The 17,281-nt window shown below is 43.3% G+C and carries 9 protein-coding genes and 2 pseudogenes; 7 read left to right on the top strand and 4 right to left on the bottom strand.

The window, feature by feature from the left end; genetic code table 11:
• Nucleotides 1–18: 18 nt before the first annotated feature.
• Together H9626_RS04095 and H9626_RS04090 are read right to left on the bottom strand one after the other, a co-directional pair.
• Complete coding sequence (locus H9626_RS04095) at nucleotides 19–939, bottom strand: glycoside hydrolase family 16 protein (protein WP_191709646.1); 921 nt, start codon at nucleotides 937–939, stop codon at nucleotides 19–21.
• A gap of 266 nt (nucleotides 940–1,205) precedes the next feature.
• Nucleotides 1,206–5,198 (bottom strand): hybrid sensor histidine kinase/response regulator transcription factor, encoded by a 3,993-nt coding sequence (locus H9626_RS04090; RefSeq protein ID WP_191709645.1) that lies wholly within the window; start codon nucleotides 5,196–5,198, stop codon nucleotides 1,206–1,208.
• Between the two features lie 1,065 nt (nucleotides 5,199–6,263).
• On the opposite strand from H9626_RS04090, the pseudogene H9626_RS15055 reads away from it, so the two are divergent.
• Nucleotides 6,264–6,509: pseudogene (locus H9626_RS15055) on the top strand (molybdenum ABC transporter ATP-binding protein); the annotation flags it as partial.
• Nucleotides 6,510–6,514: 5 nt separating this feature from the next.
• Here the strand turns inward: H9626_RS15055 and H9626_RS04085 are convergent.
• Nucleotides 6,515–7,012: pseudogene (locus tag H9626_RS04085) on the bottom strand (site-specific integrase); the annotation flags it as partial.
• Nucleotides 7,013–7,369: 357 nt separating this feature from the next.
• Between H9626_RS04085 and lnb the strand changes: the two are divergent.
• The 6 genes from lnb (at nucleotide 7,370) to H9626_RS04055 (ending at nucleotide 16,468) form a co-directional block, all read left to right on the top strand.
• On the top strand, nucleotides 7,370–8,554 hold the full coding sequence (gene lnb, locus H9626_RS04080) for a lipoprotein N-acyltransferase Lnb (protein WP_178256824.1): 1,185 nt from the start codon (nucleotides 7,370–7,372) through the stop codon (nucleotides 8,552–8,554).
• Nucleotides 8,551–10,134 carry an alkaline phosphatase family protein gene (locus tag H9626_RS04075; protein WP_191709644.1) on the top strand — a complete coding sequence of 528 codons (1,584 nt, stop codon included), beginning with the start codon at nucleotides 8,551–8,553 and terminating at the stop codon, nucleotides 10,132–10,134. Before lnb ends, H9626_RS04075 begins: the two co-directional genes overlap by 4 nt.
• Before the next feature lie 43 nt (nucleotides 10,135–10,177).
• Complete coding sequence (gene secA, locus H9626_RS04070) at nucleotides 10,178–13,477, top strand: preprotein translocase subunit SecA (RefSeq protein ID WP_178256819.1); 3,300 nt, start codon at nucleotides 10,178–10,180, stop codon at nucleotides 13,475–13,477.
• Nucleotides 13,478–13,858: 381 nt separating this feature from the next.
• Nucleotides 13,859–14,845 (top strand): DUF6340 family protein, encoded by a 987-nt coding sequence (locus tag H9626_RS04065; RefSeq protein ID WP_178256820.1) that lies wholly within the window; start codon nucleotides 13,859–13,861, stop codon nucleotides 14,843–14,845.
• A gap of 120 nt (nucleotides 14,846–14,965) precedes the next feature.
• Nucleotides 14,966–15,415, top strand: a complete 450-nt coding sequence (locus tag H9626_RS04060) for a hypothetical protein (RefSeq protein WP_178256821.1) — start codon at nucleotides 14,966–14,968, stop codon at nucleotides 15,413–15,415.
• Between the two features lie 54 nt (nucleotides 15,416–15,469).
• Entirely contained in the window at nucleotides 15,470–16,468 is a 999-nt protein-coding gene (locus tag H9626_RS04055; RefSeq protein WP_178256822.1) for an MBL fold metallo-hydrolase, read from the top strand.
• A gap of 7 nt (nucleotides 16,469–16,475) precedes the next feature.
• Here H9626_RS04055 and H9626_RS04050 read toward each other — a convergent pair whose 3' ends face one another.
• Entirely contained in the window at nucleotides 16,476–17,114 is a 639-nt protein-coding gene (locus H9626_RS04050; RefSeq protein ID WP_191709643.1) for an HAD family hydrolase, read from the bottom strand.
• Between the last annotated feature and the right edge of the window lie 167 nt (nucleotides 17,115–17,281).

The following is a 17,281-nucleotide window of genomic DNA, read 5'->3' as shown; positions in this document are numbered from 1 at the left end:
TAAGTAATAGTATTAAGATTAATTATATATTTTCACCCAATCGATGAACATCTGGGCTTTTTCTCCATCTTTCAATGCTGTAATTTGTGCCGGATCTGTTATACCGGGAAAGTCACCACCTACAGCCAAATTGAACAAGAAATAAAATTTATCGTTAAAGTATTCAAAACGACCACTGTCCGGTCCGATATTAAAAGTTTTGATCAGTATATCATCAACCTTTACAATAAGTTCATTTTCATTCCACTCCAGAGAATATACATGATAGTTGCCATCCTGAAGACTTTTTTCCATAGTCTTAGTCTGGAAAATCTGCTCATGTCCTTCAACATCAGGACCATAATGAATTGCCGAATTTATGTATGCTTCTGTTGTATTATTGGCTATACCGGCTTTTTCTCCCATCTCCATAATATCGATTTCACCACAAGCAGGCCATTCCTTGTCGTTGTCTCCCATCATCCAGAATGCCGGCCATAATCCATTAGCCGTTTTGGGAAGTTTTATACTTGATTCCACTTTCCCATACTGAAAACTTTTCTTGCCTTTGCTGTTTACACGACCAGAATAAAATTTATCTCCTTCTCTCTTGGCAGTCAAAACAAGCACTGTCTTGTCACCGTCTTTCCCGACACTTACACACTCTTCAATATATTCCTGAAGTTCATTGTTCACCCACCCAGGCTCATGAGTCTCTTTTGTCCAAACAGAATTATCAAATGTGTTGAAATCTTCTGTAAACACAAGTTTCCACTGTTTCGAGGGTTCATCTTCTTCTCCTGGTTGCTCATCAGGCAGCTCAGGTTCCTCCTCCTGTCCTTCATTATCATCTTTGATTTCCTCTTCCGGATTATCAGGCTTTACCGGTTCATTATTTGTCGAACACGATTGCAGATTTACTCCCAAAAAGAATAATAGAAATAAAATTACTGTTTTCATTAGCGATAGTTTTTTGGTTAAACATTATGTATTTTCACTTTCTCTTTTACTGTTAACTAAAGATTACATTCAGCTTCCAAGCTGTTGGCAAAATTGGGTATAATCCTGTTTTTCAGGGTTTGAATGCTGACAGAAAAGGGTTGAGATCTATCATTTTTGCTTTTTAACCAAGAAAACATATAAAAACCGGGCTGACAAATCAATAAATGTTCATAAATAAGACATTATTGATTTGTCAGCCCGTAATATAAATATAGAACTATCTATTAGTTTTGCTCCAGAAACTTGCTTGGTGATATACCAAATTGTTTCTTGAACAATATACTGAAATATTTAGAATTCACAAATCCGGTTTCAGCGGCTACATCTGCCACAGGCTTTCCTTGTTTCAACAGTTCTGCCGCCCTCTGAAGGCGAATCAGACGTATGAAGTCCTGCGGTGCCTTTCCTGTAAGTGATTTCAAACGGTTGTAGAACAAGGTACGGCTCATAGCCATTTCCTGGCACAATTGGTTAATATTAAATTCTTCATCATCCATATTATCCATGACGAGTTGTGTTGCATGCTTAATAAAATTCAAATCATCCTCTGATACCGGTACTGTATCATTCTGAACATTGCCCTCGTCTGTTTGCCGTATTTCATCATCATTGTTCAAAGTATCAGTGCCAACAGTTTCATTTTTCTCTATTTGCGCCACCACATTTTTCAGAACATATTCACGAAGATGATTTCTGGTTTCGAGAATACTATGAACCTTCAATCTTAAAATTTCTGCACTGAAAGGTTTAGGAATATAGTCGTCCGCTCCACTTTTCAGACCGGTAACCATGGCATCATGGGTTACTTTTGCCGTAAGTAATATAAACGGGATACCGGATGTCTGAGGATTATCCTTTACTATACGACAAAGCTCGTCACCCTGGATACCAGGCATCATAACATCCGACAGAATAAGATCCGGATATTCTTCTGCCAAACATTCCAAAGCCTTACTTCCATCAGATACATCTATAACCCGATAATCACGTTCAAAAATCTTCTTTAAATAACAGCGTAGTTCATCATTATCCTCGACTATAAGCAATGTATCCAAAGATTCTTTAATATTTTCAGAATCATCACCAATATACTCAGTTCTATTTTCTATAACCGGAGATATCTGTTTATGTATAACATTATTATCAAAAGAAGAATCAATATCAGCATTGCGTAACGTAACATAGAACGTACTGCCCTTGTTTACTTCAGATTTGTATGAAATTTTGCCATGCATCATATTCACCAAACGCTGTACCTGCAACAGCCCGAATCCTGTGCCGGGTTCGTTTGTCTGTCTTGCATTAACAGCACGATAAACATTCTTGAACAGCTGTCTGCCGGCATCAGCCGGAATGCCAATACCTGTGTCTTGAACCTCTATAACTACATTCTTTTTATCAGATAAAAGTGACAGGCTGATTGTCCCATTTGCCAAGGTATATTTGCAAGCATTCGAAATAAGATTGTCAAGCAACATTTCCATCATCTGCTCATCTGCCATTGCAAACACATCATGTTCAGGCAAAGATATCTTTATATGCAATTGTTTCTTATCACAATATGACTGGAAGCTTACACATTCCTTCACTAACAAATCGTTGATATTTACAGGTTTAAGAGTTACATTTTTCTTATTTGTATCTATTCTCTCAAACTCAAGCAATTGACTTACAAGCGCATGTAGTTTACGTGTATTATTACGCGCAGTTTCCAACAAGTAACTTACATCATCCGAAAGGTCTTTTTTCTTACTAAGGTCTTCCAAAGGAGCCATGATAAGTGTTACAGGAGTCCGTATATCGTGTGCTGTCTCTACAAAGAACTTTATTTTGTCCTCATTATGTCTTTTTTGAAGCTGATTACTCTTATATCTAAGTATGAAATAAAATATACCGAAAACTAATGACAAATATATTATCCATGCATACCATGAATTCCACCACGGCTGATCAATGTTTATTGAAAGCGAAGCTTCTGAAATGATTTCTCCATTACTTTTTCTCAAACTTCTGACTTTTAATGTGTACATTCCCGGCGATACATTAGTATATCTGACAGTTCCATTCGAATACACCGCACTCCATGATTTTTCATATCCTTCAAGAATATACTGATAAGCTATATCATGCTGAAAACGATAATTTATTGACTCAAAAGTAACAGAAAATGAATTATAACTGTAATCAAGATCAACTTTCTTATCCATGAGCATAGCATAAATGGACGGACGCATCTGTATTTCCTTCTCAGGAGAGATATACTCCAATTTTAAATCTGTTATCCTTACAGGTGCATCGTATTCCTCAACAGCCATCGCGCCAGGAGTTATAAAAATAGCCCCATAAGTACTTCCATAAGCAAACCTACCATCAGAAAGTTTGATACATGCCGATTTATTATATGTCTTATCTGTATCATGAATATAATTCAGATTTGAAACCTTCAGGCCATTTACAACGGCAAGACCTTTACCTGTGCTTGCCCAAATACGACCTTTATTATCACGTTGCAAGCTATATATGTCATCGGACAGCAAGCCTTCTTTAGTGGTAATGATCTTTACATCACCTGAATTCATATCATACAGATTCAGACCACCTCCTTCAGTGCCAAGCCATACAGTACCGTCACCATTAAACAACATTGAAATGATATAAGCACTGACATTCTTATCATTGAACTCAGAGGTTGTGGCATAACGTCTGAACTGAGATGTATATTTTTCTACAATACAAAAACCATTTACTGTAGCAACGGCCATTCTCAAAGAATCAACTTCTTCTATGGAATGAACCCAGTTTATATCAAACTCATTTTTACGTTTTCCTTGTTTGTCGGCTATAATTAAATTTCCGTCAAGTCCCCCAATCCAAAGATCTCCGTCCTTGTCCTCCTTCACCGAAAAAATATAATTCGTAGTAAGACCTCCCGGCTTTTGAACAAGATGTTTTAACACACGCCCGTCTTTATCTATCAGATACAAACCGTCTCCATAAGTTCCAGCCCAGATATTTCCATCGCCTGAACTACATAAATCTACTATTACAATAGATTTTAATATATGTTTCCAACGATGATCTGACTTATTCCTAATACTTATACCATCATCCGTGGCAAACCACAAATCATAATTTATATTCTCCTCTATATCATTCACATTATTATTTACCAACGACTGCGGATTTCCCCGTTCATGTGTCATTATATTGATAGGATACTTCAAAGAAATAGCCACAGACACTCCACCAGTGTAACTGCCTATCCATATATTATCCTGAAAGTCTTTGGTTACGGCATAGATTCCATTGCCACGTAAAAAGAACTCCCCACTATCCTCTGTATTTACAAACAACTTTGTTTCTGAGGTATGTTTGTCCACAAAATATACTCCACCACCGTCTATTCCAACAAGTATTCTGTTATTGTCATAAGGAGTAATGGCGCGAATAGGATTAAAAAAAGACAGATGTTGACCTTTTATACGATGTAATGAATAATTTCCGAGATCCAGAGTCCACAATCCGCTGTTGAAAGTACCAATCCACAACTTATTTTCAGACTTATCGAAATAAAGAGTTTGTACATTTTTATCTTCAACAAGTTGATTTGAAACAGAATCTTCCCTACATGATAAACGAAAAACTCCATTCGATGTACCAACAAATAAAGAATCACACAAACATGCTATATCATTTATATAATTGTCTTCTAAAACGCAACATAAAGCACCGTCTGACTTTTTTGAATATAATCCTCTACTCAATCCAAACCAAAGCGTTCCATTTTCATCTGAAAATATTTTATTAAGAATAATTTCCCCCTCAATATACTCGCCCAAAAACAAATACAACTCAAAGCTGTCCGTATTCGGTTGATATTTATATATTCTCCCGGTATGATCGTATGCCAAAAGTCCCAGTTTATTATCAAAATAAAGCCTGATTATTCTCCCTGCCAAATCACCATAATAATAATTGGCAGACAATGAATAATTCTTTACTGTACGACCATTATATCTGTCCACTCCAGTTCTGGTTGAAATCCACATCACATTGTCATTATCCTCAACTATCGAGAATACTCTTTCGCTACTCAATCCATCAGTGCGCCCGATGTGACGAACACTAAACATACCGTCAAACGATTCGGCATATAAAGCAGAAATAGACAACACAAAAGATATGACTAATAAGATATATTTTAAATTTATTTTCATATATTAAATAACTCAAGTTTCGCAAGTACTCAAATAATGTAATAAAAAAAGGCTAAAGAGTTTGATGATTCAATGATTATCACTATATTAATGTCGCCAAACGAAATTACGAAAAAGGTCTAAGTGATTGAAAATGAGTTGCAGTTACCAACTCATAGTAGTAATAGGTTACGAATTAGTTAGTTATCTGCTGTTTTATTCTTCTGCGCGTTGCGTAACCTTCAAAGAACTCTTCGTATGCAAAAGTAGCACTTTAATGGCATATATTGAAATAAAAATCCAGCTTTTTAAGCTCCACAGGCAAGTTTTTCCGTAAAAGCGAATTTATTCGTAGGAACATCATCATCAATAAATTGACGACCATGTTCCTACTATTGCATAAGCATAGAAAAGGGCTTTGCGTCACGCCTGAACCATGTTCAGACTGATGATGCAAGGCCCCTTTCTTTTTTTGCTTATGCCACAAGCGGTGCTTTTACGGCTGTCACCTGTTGATTTTCTTTTTTTTTGTCGGTTCCTCTAATCGAAAACGGAAGTCATGGGTAACCACACCTTCCATAAATGAAAAGTGCCATTACCCATGACGGCAAACCGGAAAGAAAATTGCAACCGCATAACTAAACAGGTTTAGCCACACGGTTGCAACATACTTTCTTGGAATGTTTGCCAGTTTCACGTTTTCGCCGTATCCTTTTTTTTGACATTTCCTTTCTTTTCCCGGAACATTTCATATCCAATATGCCTCCACATCCGTTTACCTCCATTTTGATGGTCTTTCAGGCAGTCGCATCAGGTGGATCGTTCCCGTTCTGGGTGCAAAGGTAAATCCGGGATTGGGATGCTCAATGGTTTTTAGAAAAAATCTCCAGCCCTACGGGTAGTATTTTTTCTTTGAAAACCCTTGCTCTACCCACTCCCTACCTTTTTTGAAGCACCCGAAACGAAAACGACCAAAGCGACAGAAAGACGCATTAAAAAAAATGTCGGATAAACGGGAGGCATATAAGGTTGGAAACTCAACTCCCTCAGCTCTCGAATCCGCATTAAAAATAAAAACAAATGGATATGGAAGCAGCAGTAGCAACAAAATTCGTGAAGTGGGAAGTTCCGACATTGGAAAGCCTACATGAGTGCAAGGTTTACAGACTTCGTATGAAAGTGAACAATGGCGAGGTACTGAACAGAGAGGAAAAGAATTGGATAACCGAAAAGGTAAACGGCAATACCTATTTCAAAAGTGCGATACCATTGCAAGGATGGCGGTTTGACTTCTCCGACATACTGAGGACATTCCTTGTAAGCCAGTACGGACAATGAAATGCCGGAGTAAGTTCCTTCAGGGCAATATCCTTCACATGGTAGCGAATATTCAGGAACTCTTGCAGGTGCTTGTAAACGACCAGATATTTTGAAAGCGTGGCTTTGGCTTTCATGCCGGCTTCCACCTGTTTTGCATAATCCTCGTTGTGCTGGCGGAACACCTGCATCAGTGTATGGCAGCGGTGTTCCAGTCCGAGAAAGGCATTCTTCACTTTTTCAGCCGTCACAAAATTGTCACGCTCCATGATTTCCTGATAATGCCTGTTGATGCTCACACGCATCTTGTCAAGCAGGCGGTTTGTTTCAAGTGCGGCTGAACTTCTTCCCGTGACACGTCCGCCTTTCGTGTCCCACAATTTGGGATCGACCGAAAGTTTGCTGCTGAATTGCGTCTGCGTTCCGTCCACTGTGATACGTCCCATAACCGGTACTGTACCGTCTTTCTTCACTGCCTGTCTTTTCAGGTAGAAGATAACTGAAAATGTACTCTTCATCGTTCTAAAATTTTTTTGGTTTCAAATTTAGTTCGTGAAGAATCCTTCGTCGCTACGCAAATCATTGAGGAATACTGCAATTCTCGTTCACGCCGCATTTTCTTGCGTGAGTTGTTAGTAACTCACTGGAAGTTAGTGTTTTCTATATTCTTCCAACCTCGTCATAACCTGTTTTGGGCATGGTCACGAATTGGTAACGGTGCGATGTCCTAACTTGGCTTTTTCATTGCTTTTTCTGTCTTTCATTTTTTCAAGCCATCTTCCTAAAACGCCTATCTGCCAATAACTTTGCTACATTTTTCTGTTTATCACTTTTTATTCGTACTTTTGTGCGCTCAAAGCAATGAAATGAATAATATGATTGTTCGGAACACGATAAAACTCATCATCGGTTTACTGGCGGTATTCGTAACGCTGGCGCCGCTCCGTGCCCAACAGCGCGACAGCATCCGCTTCAGCCTGCTTACGTGTGCGCCCGGAAGCGAGATTTATGAACTTTTCGGGCATACGGCGCTGCGCTATCAGAACCTTACGCGCGGAACAGACGTGGTGTTCAATTACGGCATGTTCAGCTTCAATACCCCCAATTTTGTTTACCGCTTCGTGAAGGGAGAGACCGACTACCAGTTGGGCATTACGCCTTATACATACTTTGAAACGGAATATGCCCTGCGAGGTTCGGCGGTGTACCAGCAGGAGCTGAACCTGACCGCCGCCGAAAAAGAGACCCTGTTGGGGCTTTTAGAAGAAAACTACCGCCCCGAAAACCGCATCTACCGTTATAATTATTTTTATGATAATTGTACCACGCGCGCACGCGATCAAATAGAAAAAAGCATACGCGGCAAAGTGGTTTATCCCGAAGGCTTGCCGGAAAAGTCTTTCCGCAGCATCGTCCATGAGTTTACGGCGCAATCCCCGTGGGATGAGTTCGGCATCGACCTTTGTTTGGGAGCGGAAGCCGACCGCCCGATTGACAATCGCTTGCAGATGTTCGCCCCCTTCTACATGCGCTATTTCGCATCGGAGGCATACATCGTAAATGAAGACGGAACCAAGCGTCCGTTAGTGGCTAAAGAGACAAAGATAGTCGACGTAGAGCCGGAATCCGTGCCGGGTTTCCCCCTGACCCCTCTGATGGGTGCTTCGCTGTTTTTGGCGTTAAACGCTTTGGTGGCTTGGTGGCAGTGGCGGCGGAAACGGATTCTTTGGGGATGGGATATTCTGCTGTACGGCGCACAAGGATTGGCAGGATGTATCGTGGCTTACCTTTTCTTCGTGTCGTCACACCCTACGGTCGGCTCAAACTGGCTTTTGATACTATTCAATCCCCTCCCGCTTTTATACCTCCCCCGGATGGTTTATTGCGACATAAAACGCAAAAAAGACAGGTACCACGTGGTGAATATCGTCTATTTAACACTTTTTATAGCTATATTCCCCTTTTCGCCGCAAGAATTTAATTTAACAGTATTACCTTTGGCACTCAGTTTGCTGGTAAATACAGCGAGCCATGTTTTAGTTTGGAATAAAAAAGAATGAAAGAACGCATACTGACATCTTTAATTACGGTATTTGTTATTACGGGGCTTCAGGCGCAAACCGCTCCGGGCGCACCGAGGCTGGTGGTGGGGCTGACCATCGACCAGTTGCGTGCCGATTACATCGAAGCGTTTTCCGCGCTTTACGGCGAGCGCGGCTTTAAGCGGCTGATGAAAGAAGGGCGCGTTTACTGTAATGCAGAATACGACTTTATAAACATTGACCGTTCATCGGCGACGGCATCCGTGTATACAGGTACTACACCTTATTATAATGGGGTGGTGGGAACCCGATGGATGGATCGCAACTCGCTGCGCCTTGTGGAGTGCGTGGAAGACCGCGATTTCATGGGCGTTTATACTCAGGAATATTCTTCGCCGAAACGCCTGCAAGTATCTACGCTGTCCGACGAGCTGATGGTGGCAAGTGGGGGAGAAGCGGAAGTTTACTCAATAGCTCCCACACGCGAAATGGCGATTCTTGCCGCAGGACACGCTGCAAAAGGAGTATTTTGGATTAACGACGATACCGGCAAATGGAGCGGAACCACCTATTACGGTACGTTTCCCCAATGGGTGACGGATTATAACGACCGCGAGGGGTTGGATTTCCGTATCGGTACGCTGGAGTGGCAGCCTTATCACGTAGTTACCGCCTACCGCTATGTTACCTCGAACAGCAAGCAGGTAACGTTTAAACATAACTTCTTCGACGAGCGGGCGGAAAAGTACCGGAAGTTTAAAACCAGCCCGTATGTAAACGATGAAGTCAATCGGCTGGTAAATGCTTGTCTGACGGCTACTCCGATGGGAAAAGACAACGTGCCCGACTTATTGACACTTTCTTACTACGCCGGGAATTACGACCATAAGCCCAATTCGGAATATGCAATGGAGATTCAAGACGCTTACGTGCGGCTTGACAACAGTCTGGGCGACCTTCTCGATATGATAGACCGCAAGGTAGGTTTGGCAAACACGCTGTTTTTTGTCACCTCTACGGGCTATACCGATACCGAGTCTGCCGACCCTTCGCAGTACCGGATTCCGGGAGGAGAATTCCACATCAAGCGTTGTGCCGCCCTGCTGAACATGTATCTGATGGCAATTTACGGCAACGGGCAGTACGTGGAAACTTATTACGACAGGCAAATTTACCTTAACCATAAACTGATAGAAGACAAAAAGCTGAATCTGACGGAGATAATGAACCGTTCGGCGGAGTTTGTCGTCCAGATGAGCGGTGTTCGCGATGCTTATACCTCGCAGCGCCTGCTGTTGGGGGCATGGACTCCGAAGATTGACAAGATACGCAATTCGTTCAGCCGCGATTGTTCGGGCGACCTCTACATCGAAGTAATGCCCGGATGGACGGTTATCAACGATTATCCGCAGATATCGCAGGTGGTTCGCGAGGCTTACGCTTCTGTTCCGCTTATTTTCATGGGCTATAACGTAAAGCCGGAGATATTGTATGCTCCGGTAAAAATGGCAACCATCGCTCCCACGGTAGCCCACTACATGCGCATCCGGGCGCCCAACGCCAGCGAAGCAGCACCGCTGCTCGACATTCGGAAATAAGAGGAAATAAATTAATTAAGTAAAACAAAAACAATAAATACAAATGGGATTTAATGAATTTATAAGCAAGCTGTTCGGAAATAAAGCCACCCGTGATATGAAAGAAATTCAGCCGTGGGTAGAAAAAATAAAGCAGGCTTATCCGGAAATAGAGAAACTTAGCAATGACGAACTGCGTGCAAAGACAGAAGAATTAAAGAAGTATATTAAAGATTCTGCTGCCGAGGAAACAAAAAAAATAGAAGAACTGAAAGCTACCATTGAGTCTACCGACTTGGAACAGCGCGAAGGTATCTTCTCTCAGATAGACAAGTTGGAGAAAGACGTGCTCGACAAATATGAGAAAGCGCTGAACGACGTATTGCCGGTAGCCTTCTCGATTGTGAAAGATACGGCACGCCGTTTCTCGCAAAATGAAACCATCGAAGTAACAGCAACCGATTTCGACCGTGAACTGGCGGCTCAGGGAAAAGACTTCGTAAGCATAGAAGGCGATAAAGCCATCTGGAAAAACCACTGGAAAGCAGGCGGAAACGATACGGTATGGAACATGGTGCATTACGATGTGCAGTTGTTCGGTGGTGTGGTTCTGCATCAGGGGAAAATCGCAGAAATGGCAACCGGTGAAGGTAAGACATTGGTGGCTACGCTTCCCGTATTCCTGAATGCCCTGACCGGAAACGGTGTGCATGTGGTAACCGTCAACGATTACTTGGCGAAACGTGACTCGGAATGGATGGGACCGCTTTATATGTTCCACGGTTTGCGTGTGGATTGTATTGACAAGCATCAGCCTAACTCGGAAGCACGCCGTCAGGCATACATGGCTGATATTACCTTTGGAACTAATAACGAATTCGGCTTCGATTACCTGCGTGACAATATGGCAGTCAGCCCGCGCGATTTGGTACAGCGCAAGCATAACTACGCCATAGTCGATGAGGTGGACTCGGTGTTGATTGACGATGCCCGTACTCCGCTGATTATTTCAGGTCCCGTACCTAAAGGCGACCAGCAACTGTTTGAAGTGTTGCGTCCGCTGGTAGAACGCTTGGTTGAGGCTCAGCACCGTTTGGCAACACAGTATCTTGCCGATGCAAAACGCCTGATTGCTTCTGATAAGAAAGAAGACGTGGAAGCCGGTTTCTTGGCATTGTTCCGCAGCCACAAGGCATTGCCTAAAAACAAACCCCTTATCAAGTTCCTTAGCGAACCGGGTATTAAGGCGGGTATGCTCAAGACTGAAGAAATCTACATGGAGCAGAACAACAAGCGTATGCCCGAAGCCGTAGAACCGCTTTTCTTCGTTATCGATGAAAAACTGAAGAGCGTGGAACTTACCGATAAGGGTATCGACTTGATTACCGGTAATTCGCAAGACCCGACGCTGTTTGTGCTGCCCGATATTACTGCCCAACTCTCTGAACTGGAAAACCGTAAGGATTTGAGCGAAGAAGAACGTTTGGCTAAGAAAGACGAATTGCTGACTAACTACGCCATCAAGTCGGAACGTGTGCATACGATTAACCAGCTGCTGAAGGCATATACCATGTTCGAAAAAGATACCGATTATGTGGTGATGGACGGACAGGTTAAGATTGTCGACGAGCAGACGGGCCGTATCATGGACGGACGCCGCTGGAGCGATGGATTGCATCAGGCAGTGGAAGCAAAAGAAGGCGTGAAGGTAGAAGCTGCTACACAAACGTTTGCTACGATTACCCTTCAGAACTACTTCCGTATGTATCATAAGTTGTCTGGTATGACCGGTACGGCAGAAACGGAAGCCGGAGAGTTCTGGGACATTTATAAACTCGATGTGGTGGTTATCCCGACTAACCGTCCGATAGCCCGTATCGACATGAACGACCGTGTCTACAAAACCAAACGCGAAAAATATAAAGCTGTAATCGAGGAAATCGAAAAGATGGTACAGGCAGGCCGTCCGGTACTGGTTGGTACTACTTCGGTCGAAATCTCCGAAATGTTGAGCAAGATGCTTACCCTGCGTAAGATTCCGCATAACGTATTGAATGCGAAACTCCACCAGAAAGAAGCCGAAATCGTGGCAAAAGCAGGTCAGAGCAGTACGGTGACTATCGCTACCAACATGGCGGGTCGTGGTACGGATATCAAGCTGAGCCCTGAAGTAAAAGCTGCCGGAGGTTTGGCTATTATCGGTACGGAACGTCACGAGTCGCGCCGTGTCGACCGCCAGTTGCGTGGTCGTGCCGGACGTCAGGGTGACCCCGGTTCATCTGTGTTCTTCGTATCACTGGAAGACGATTTGATGCGTCTGTTCTCTTCCGACCGCATTGCCAGCGTGATGGATAAGCTCGGATTCAAAGAAGGAGAGATGATTGAACATAAGATGATATCCAACTCCATCGAACGTGCACAGAAGAAGGTGGAAGAAAACAACTTCGGTATCCGTAAACGTTTGTTGGAATACGATGACGTGATGAACAAACAGCGTACGGTTATTTATACCAAACGCCGTCACGCACTGATGGGTGAACGTATCGGCATGGATATCGTGGAAATGATATGGAACCGTTGTGCCAACGCTCTTGAGCAACCTACCTATGAGGATGCCCAGCGCGAAATCTTCCATACGCTCGCAATGGAAACTCCGTTCACCGAAGAAGAATTCCATTCGGCTAAGAAAGACGATTTGGCAGAAAAAACATTCCAAGAAGCAATGGCGCTGTTTAAGCGTAAAACCGAACGCATGGCGCAGATAGCTAATCCGGTTATCAAACAGGTGTACGAAACGCAAGGAAACTTGTACGAAAACATCATGATACCGATTACCGATGGCAAGCGTATGTATAACATCTCTGTCAACCTGAAGGCTGCATACGAAACCGAATCGAAAGAAATCGTTAAGGCGTTCGAAAAAGCAATCTTGCTTCATACTATCGACGACGCTTGGAAAGAAAACCTGCGCGAGTTGGATGAACTGAAACATTCTGTTCAGAACGCTAGCTACGAACAGAAAGACCCGCTGTTGATATTCAAGTTAGAGTCTGTCAACCTGTTCCGTAACATGGTAGACAAGATTAACAACAATACCGTTTCTGTATTGATGCGCGGACAAATACCGGTGCAAGAACCTCGTCAGGTGCGTGAGGCTGCTCCCGAACAGCCCGCTCCCCGCCAGCAGTACAAGGAAGAAAAGCAAGATTTGAACGACCCGAATCAGCAGGCGGCCGCACAGCAAGATACGCGCGAAAAACAGAAACAGGAACCGATTCGTTCTGAAAAAACCGTTGGACGTAACGACCCTTGTCCTTGCGGCAGCGGACTGAAGTATAAAAACTGTCACGGTAAGAACGCATAAACAGGCTCTTAAACTTAAAAACTGTTTCAGAACACTTTCCTGAAATCATTATTGATTTTAGCTGATATAGGAGGATGGACAACGAACCGCTCGGTGTCCATCCTCTTTTTTTATGGCGGTTTGTTCCGAAAAAAAACGCTACGGGTAGTGTTGACCGGTTCATGCGGATAAACCTCCCTGTTCTATTCGTAAGACACAGCAGTCCTATGGGTAGCGTTTTTTAGGCTTGCATGACCGAGTTAAATGTTACGAAAACAGGCATCTGTGTAACCGATTTATATTTAAATTTGTTTTTTCAGAGGCAGTTCTCAATTTTTAACGTATTCTTTTCGTGGAAAATCGTATTTTTGTCTCTCTATCTTATAATAAAGAAGCATAATTATGAAGAAGCATATTTTCCCGCTGTTACTGTTAGCAGCGACCAGTGTTTTTACAGCTTGTGGCTCTATGCAGAGTTTTACTTTTGATCAGCTTTATCCGGCAGACATCACTTATCCGGATCAGGTGAAAAACGTAGCTGTAGTCAACAATATGGCAGAAATCCCTACCCCTAAAGACGATTTGCTGACCATTGGCTTGCTGGAGGGCGACGGAAAAGTGGCAGCCGAAACTTTGGCAGAAGCGCTGGCGGATAGCCGTTATTTTAATCAGGTGATAATTTGCGATTCGGCTCTGCGGGCAAAAGACGAGCTTCCGTCCGATTATTCCGCACTCACGCAAGCCGAGGTAGAATCACTTGCTTCGTCGTTAGGAGCAGATATGATTTTTTCGGTGGAACGTGTGTTGTTGCAGACCAACAGACGTGAAGTCTTTTATCCCGAATTGCCGATGCCTTTCGAGGCTGTGGAACTGAAAACCACTCCGTTGATAAAAATTTACATTCCTTCGCGTAGTAAACCGATGGCTGTGGTAAGTAAAACCGACAGTCTGTACTGGGACATCACGCCCGATTTGTCGGACAAGCGGATTGTAACCGACGGGACGATGGACGCCATGACAACGTTAGTGCCTTATCTGATTCCTCACTGGGGACAGGTTACACGCCTGTATTACACGGGAGGCAGCGTTGAAATGCGTGATGCCGTAATCTGTTTGCGTGAGAACGACTGGAAAGAAGCGCGCAGACTGTGGCAACAGCTTTATGATAATCGGAAGAAAGGAAGCGCGAAGATGAAAGCCGCGTTCAATATCGCCCTGTCGTTCGAAATGGAAGGCGATATAGACCAAGCCATCGAGTGGTTAGGCAAAGCAAAACAACTGGTAGGTTCTGGCTCGGAAGATAGGCAGGTTATAGCTTATTATGAAGAAGCATTACAAAAGAAAAAACTCGATTTGCCCAAATTAAACTTGCAGATGGGGCGTTTTTAAGACTTCTCCGGTAAGAGAAAGGCTATTCGTCTTTTTTCTGCCTGCGCTGCACAAAAAAGAACAATATCGTTTGCATGACTGAATTTTTTTGTACATTTGAGGTATAAATAATGAATGCCTATGAAAATTAGCGAACAGTCGCACGCGGCGATAGCTTCTTGTGTAAAAGAAGCCGTGGCAAGATATGGTGCGAAAGAGGAAAATTCAACGATTACCGACATCCACTTGCAACCCAAACAAGAAACGGGCGAGTTAGTTATTTTTAATGACGATGATGAAGAACTGGCACGTACAATTATTGACGAATGGGTGGACGATGACAGTAATGATTTTTACACCGAAGTAGAAGGATTGTTACATTCTGAACTTACGGCATTAAAAGAAGAGGGGATTTTTGATAATCTCAATCTGTTAAAGCCATACTCTTTTGTATTGGTCGACGACGAAAAAGAGACGGTTGCCGACTTGCTGCTTATCGACGATGAGGATACCTTGTTATTAAGCGGAGAGTTGCTGAAAGGCTTAGACGAAGAACTCGATGCCTTTCTGAAAGATTTATTGGAAAAATAATACCGCTTATATGGCATGATGTAAGCGATTGTAAACACCGAAGAAGGAGAGTATATGGGAGAGCGAATCACATTCCGGCGAAATAATCATCTGGCTACGGTGAATCCCCGTTGGCGAGGAAACCCGGTGGCTAATGGTAAATTTTTTAACCGGCAGCACCGTTGGCGGCCGGGGATGGGAAGTGTGCTTAAGTGGCGTCTCTCTCCTAATCCGCAGCGCAAAGAAAAACGCACGATAAAATGGAATCCGAAAGTAAACTTCTTGCGTTCGCTTGACGGAGTGGTAGGCAATTCGCTAATCTGGTTGGGGCATAACTCTTTTTTCCTCCAGTTGGGTGGCAAGCGGTTTATGATTGACCCGGTGTACGGAAACATTCCTTTTGTCAAGCGCAGAAGTATGCTGCCGGCCAATCCTTCGATTTTTCAGCATATCGATTACTTGCTTATCAGTCATGACCATTTCGACCATCTTGACAAACCGAGCGTAGCGCGTTTGGTTGCCGATAATCCGCAGATGAAACTGTTTTGCGGATTAGGTACGGGCGAACTGATACAAAGCTGGTTCCCTCAACTGAAAACAATCGAAGCGGCATGGTATCAGCAATATCAGAACGACGGAGTAACGTTGACATTTTTGCCGGCGCAACATTGGAGTAAGCGCGGCGTAAGCGATGGCGGCGAACGTTTATGGGGAGCCTTTATGATTCAGGCAGACGGCATAACCATCTACAATAGCGGAGACACAGGCTATGCCCGCCATTTTCAGGAACTTCCGGAGTTATTTCCCCATATTGATTATTGCATGATAGGTATCGGTGCCTATAAACCCCGGTGGTTTATGAAACCCAATCATATTTCGCCTTACGATGCATTGACGGCTTCCTCCGAGATGAATGCGTACATCACGATACCGATGCATTACGGGACGTTTGACTTGTCGGACGAGCCTTTGTTCGACCCACCTCATGTGTTTGCCGCCGAAGCCAAACGCCGCGATATGTCTGTGCTGTTGCCCGAATTGGGGGAAATCGTAAAACTGAAACCCCAGCGATAGGGGAGTATCAGATTAAAATACGCAGGCTGTCGGCCACGACAGTGTGCGGATACGCTTCCAACTCTTCGCGTGTGGTAGCTCCGTGAAGAATACCGGCAAAATCAGTACCTCCCGCCTGTGCCGTTTCCGCATCCACGGTACTGTCACCAATGTATAATGTCTCTTCTTTCGAACATCCCAACCGCTGCATGGCAAAGATCAACCCTTCGGGCGAAGGCTTGGCAGCTTTCACATCCTCGCCACCTACGATAATGTCGAAAAAGTCAGTCGGAAAATGTTTGCTTAACAACTCCATGATGCGGTAACGGAATTTGGTAGAAATAATACCTATCTTAGCTCCGCGTTTCTTCAAGCCGTTCAGCACCTCTGCAGTTTCCGGAAAAAGGAACGTATTTGCCGTCATATACACATCCGCTTCTTTCACATACTCCTTTTTATATGCCGCAAGCGTATCGGTATCCGTAACCCCCGTCAGGATAGAAAAAGAATTTTCAAGTGTCTTTCCGATAGTCCGTTTTATCTCATTGTCGGTTACTTGCGAATAGTGGTGGCGTTCCAACACACGACGAAAACACATCACAATTCCCCGTGAGGAGTCAGCCAGCGTGTAATCGAAATCGAATAAATAAGCGTTGTAATGTTTCATTTATCATTATTTTTAGCCCCGCAAAGGTACGCTAATTTTTTTATTGAATATCTATTCCATTGAATGGATATTCTTTAAAATGCACGAAAATCAATAAGAAGTTAAGGGCTTAAGAATATGTAAAGACAAATATAAAAAGGAAATTGCAAAATAGAAGCGGAAGCTGG

Origin of the sequence: Phocaeicola faecium, assembly GCF_014837055.1 — a bacterium.
GTDB classification, from domain to species: Bacteria; Bacteroidota; Bacteroidia; order Bacteroidales; family Bacteroidaceae; genus Phocaeicola; species Phocaeicola gallinarum.
Note: the sequence above shows the minus strand (reverse complement) of the source record. Positions and strands in the feature narration are given on the sequence as shown.

Bases quoted from the DNA above. Each gene is read 5' to 3' on its own strand.
- H9626_RS04055 (WP_178256822.1), top strand. From the start codon at position 15,470: ATGGGAGAGCGAATCACATTCCGGCGAAATAATCATCTGGCTACGGTG.
- H9626_RS04065 (WP_178256820.1), top strand. From the start codon at position 13,859: ATGAAGAAGCATATTTTCCCGCTGTTACTGTTAGCAGCGACCAGTGTT.
- H9626_RS04095 (WP_191709646.1), bottom strand. From the start codon at position 939: ATGAAAACAGTAATTTTATTTCTATTATTCTTTTTGGGAGTAAATCTG.
- H9626_RS04060 (WP_178256821.1), top strand. From the start codon at position 14,966: ATGAAAATTAGCGAACAGTCGCACGCGGCGATAGCTTCTTGTGTAAAA.
- H9626_RS04075 (WP_191709644.1), top strand. From the start codon at position 8,551: ATGAAAGAACGCATACTGACATCTTTAATTACGGTATTTGTTATTACG.
- H9626_RS04050 (WP_191709643.1), bottom strand. From the start codon at position 17,114: ATGAAACATTACAACGCTTATTTATTCGATTTCGATTACACGCTGGCT.
- secA (WP_178256819.1), top strand. From the start codon at position 10,178: ATGGGATTTAATGAATTTATAAGCAAGCTGTTCGGAAATAAAGCCACC.
- lnb (WP_178256824.1), top strand. From the start codon at position 7,370: ATGATTGTTCGGAACACGATAAAACTCATCATCGGTTTACTGGCGGTA.
- H9626_RS04090 (WP_191709645.1), bottom strand. From the start codon at position 5,198: ATGAAAATAAATTTAAAATATATCTTATTAGTCATATCTTTTGTGTTG.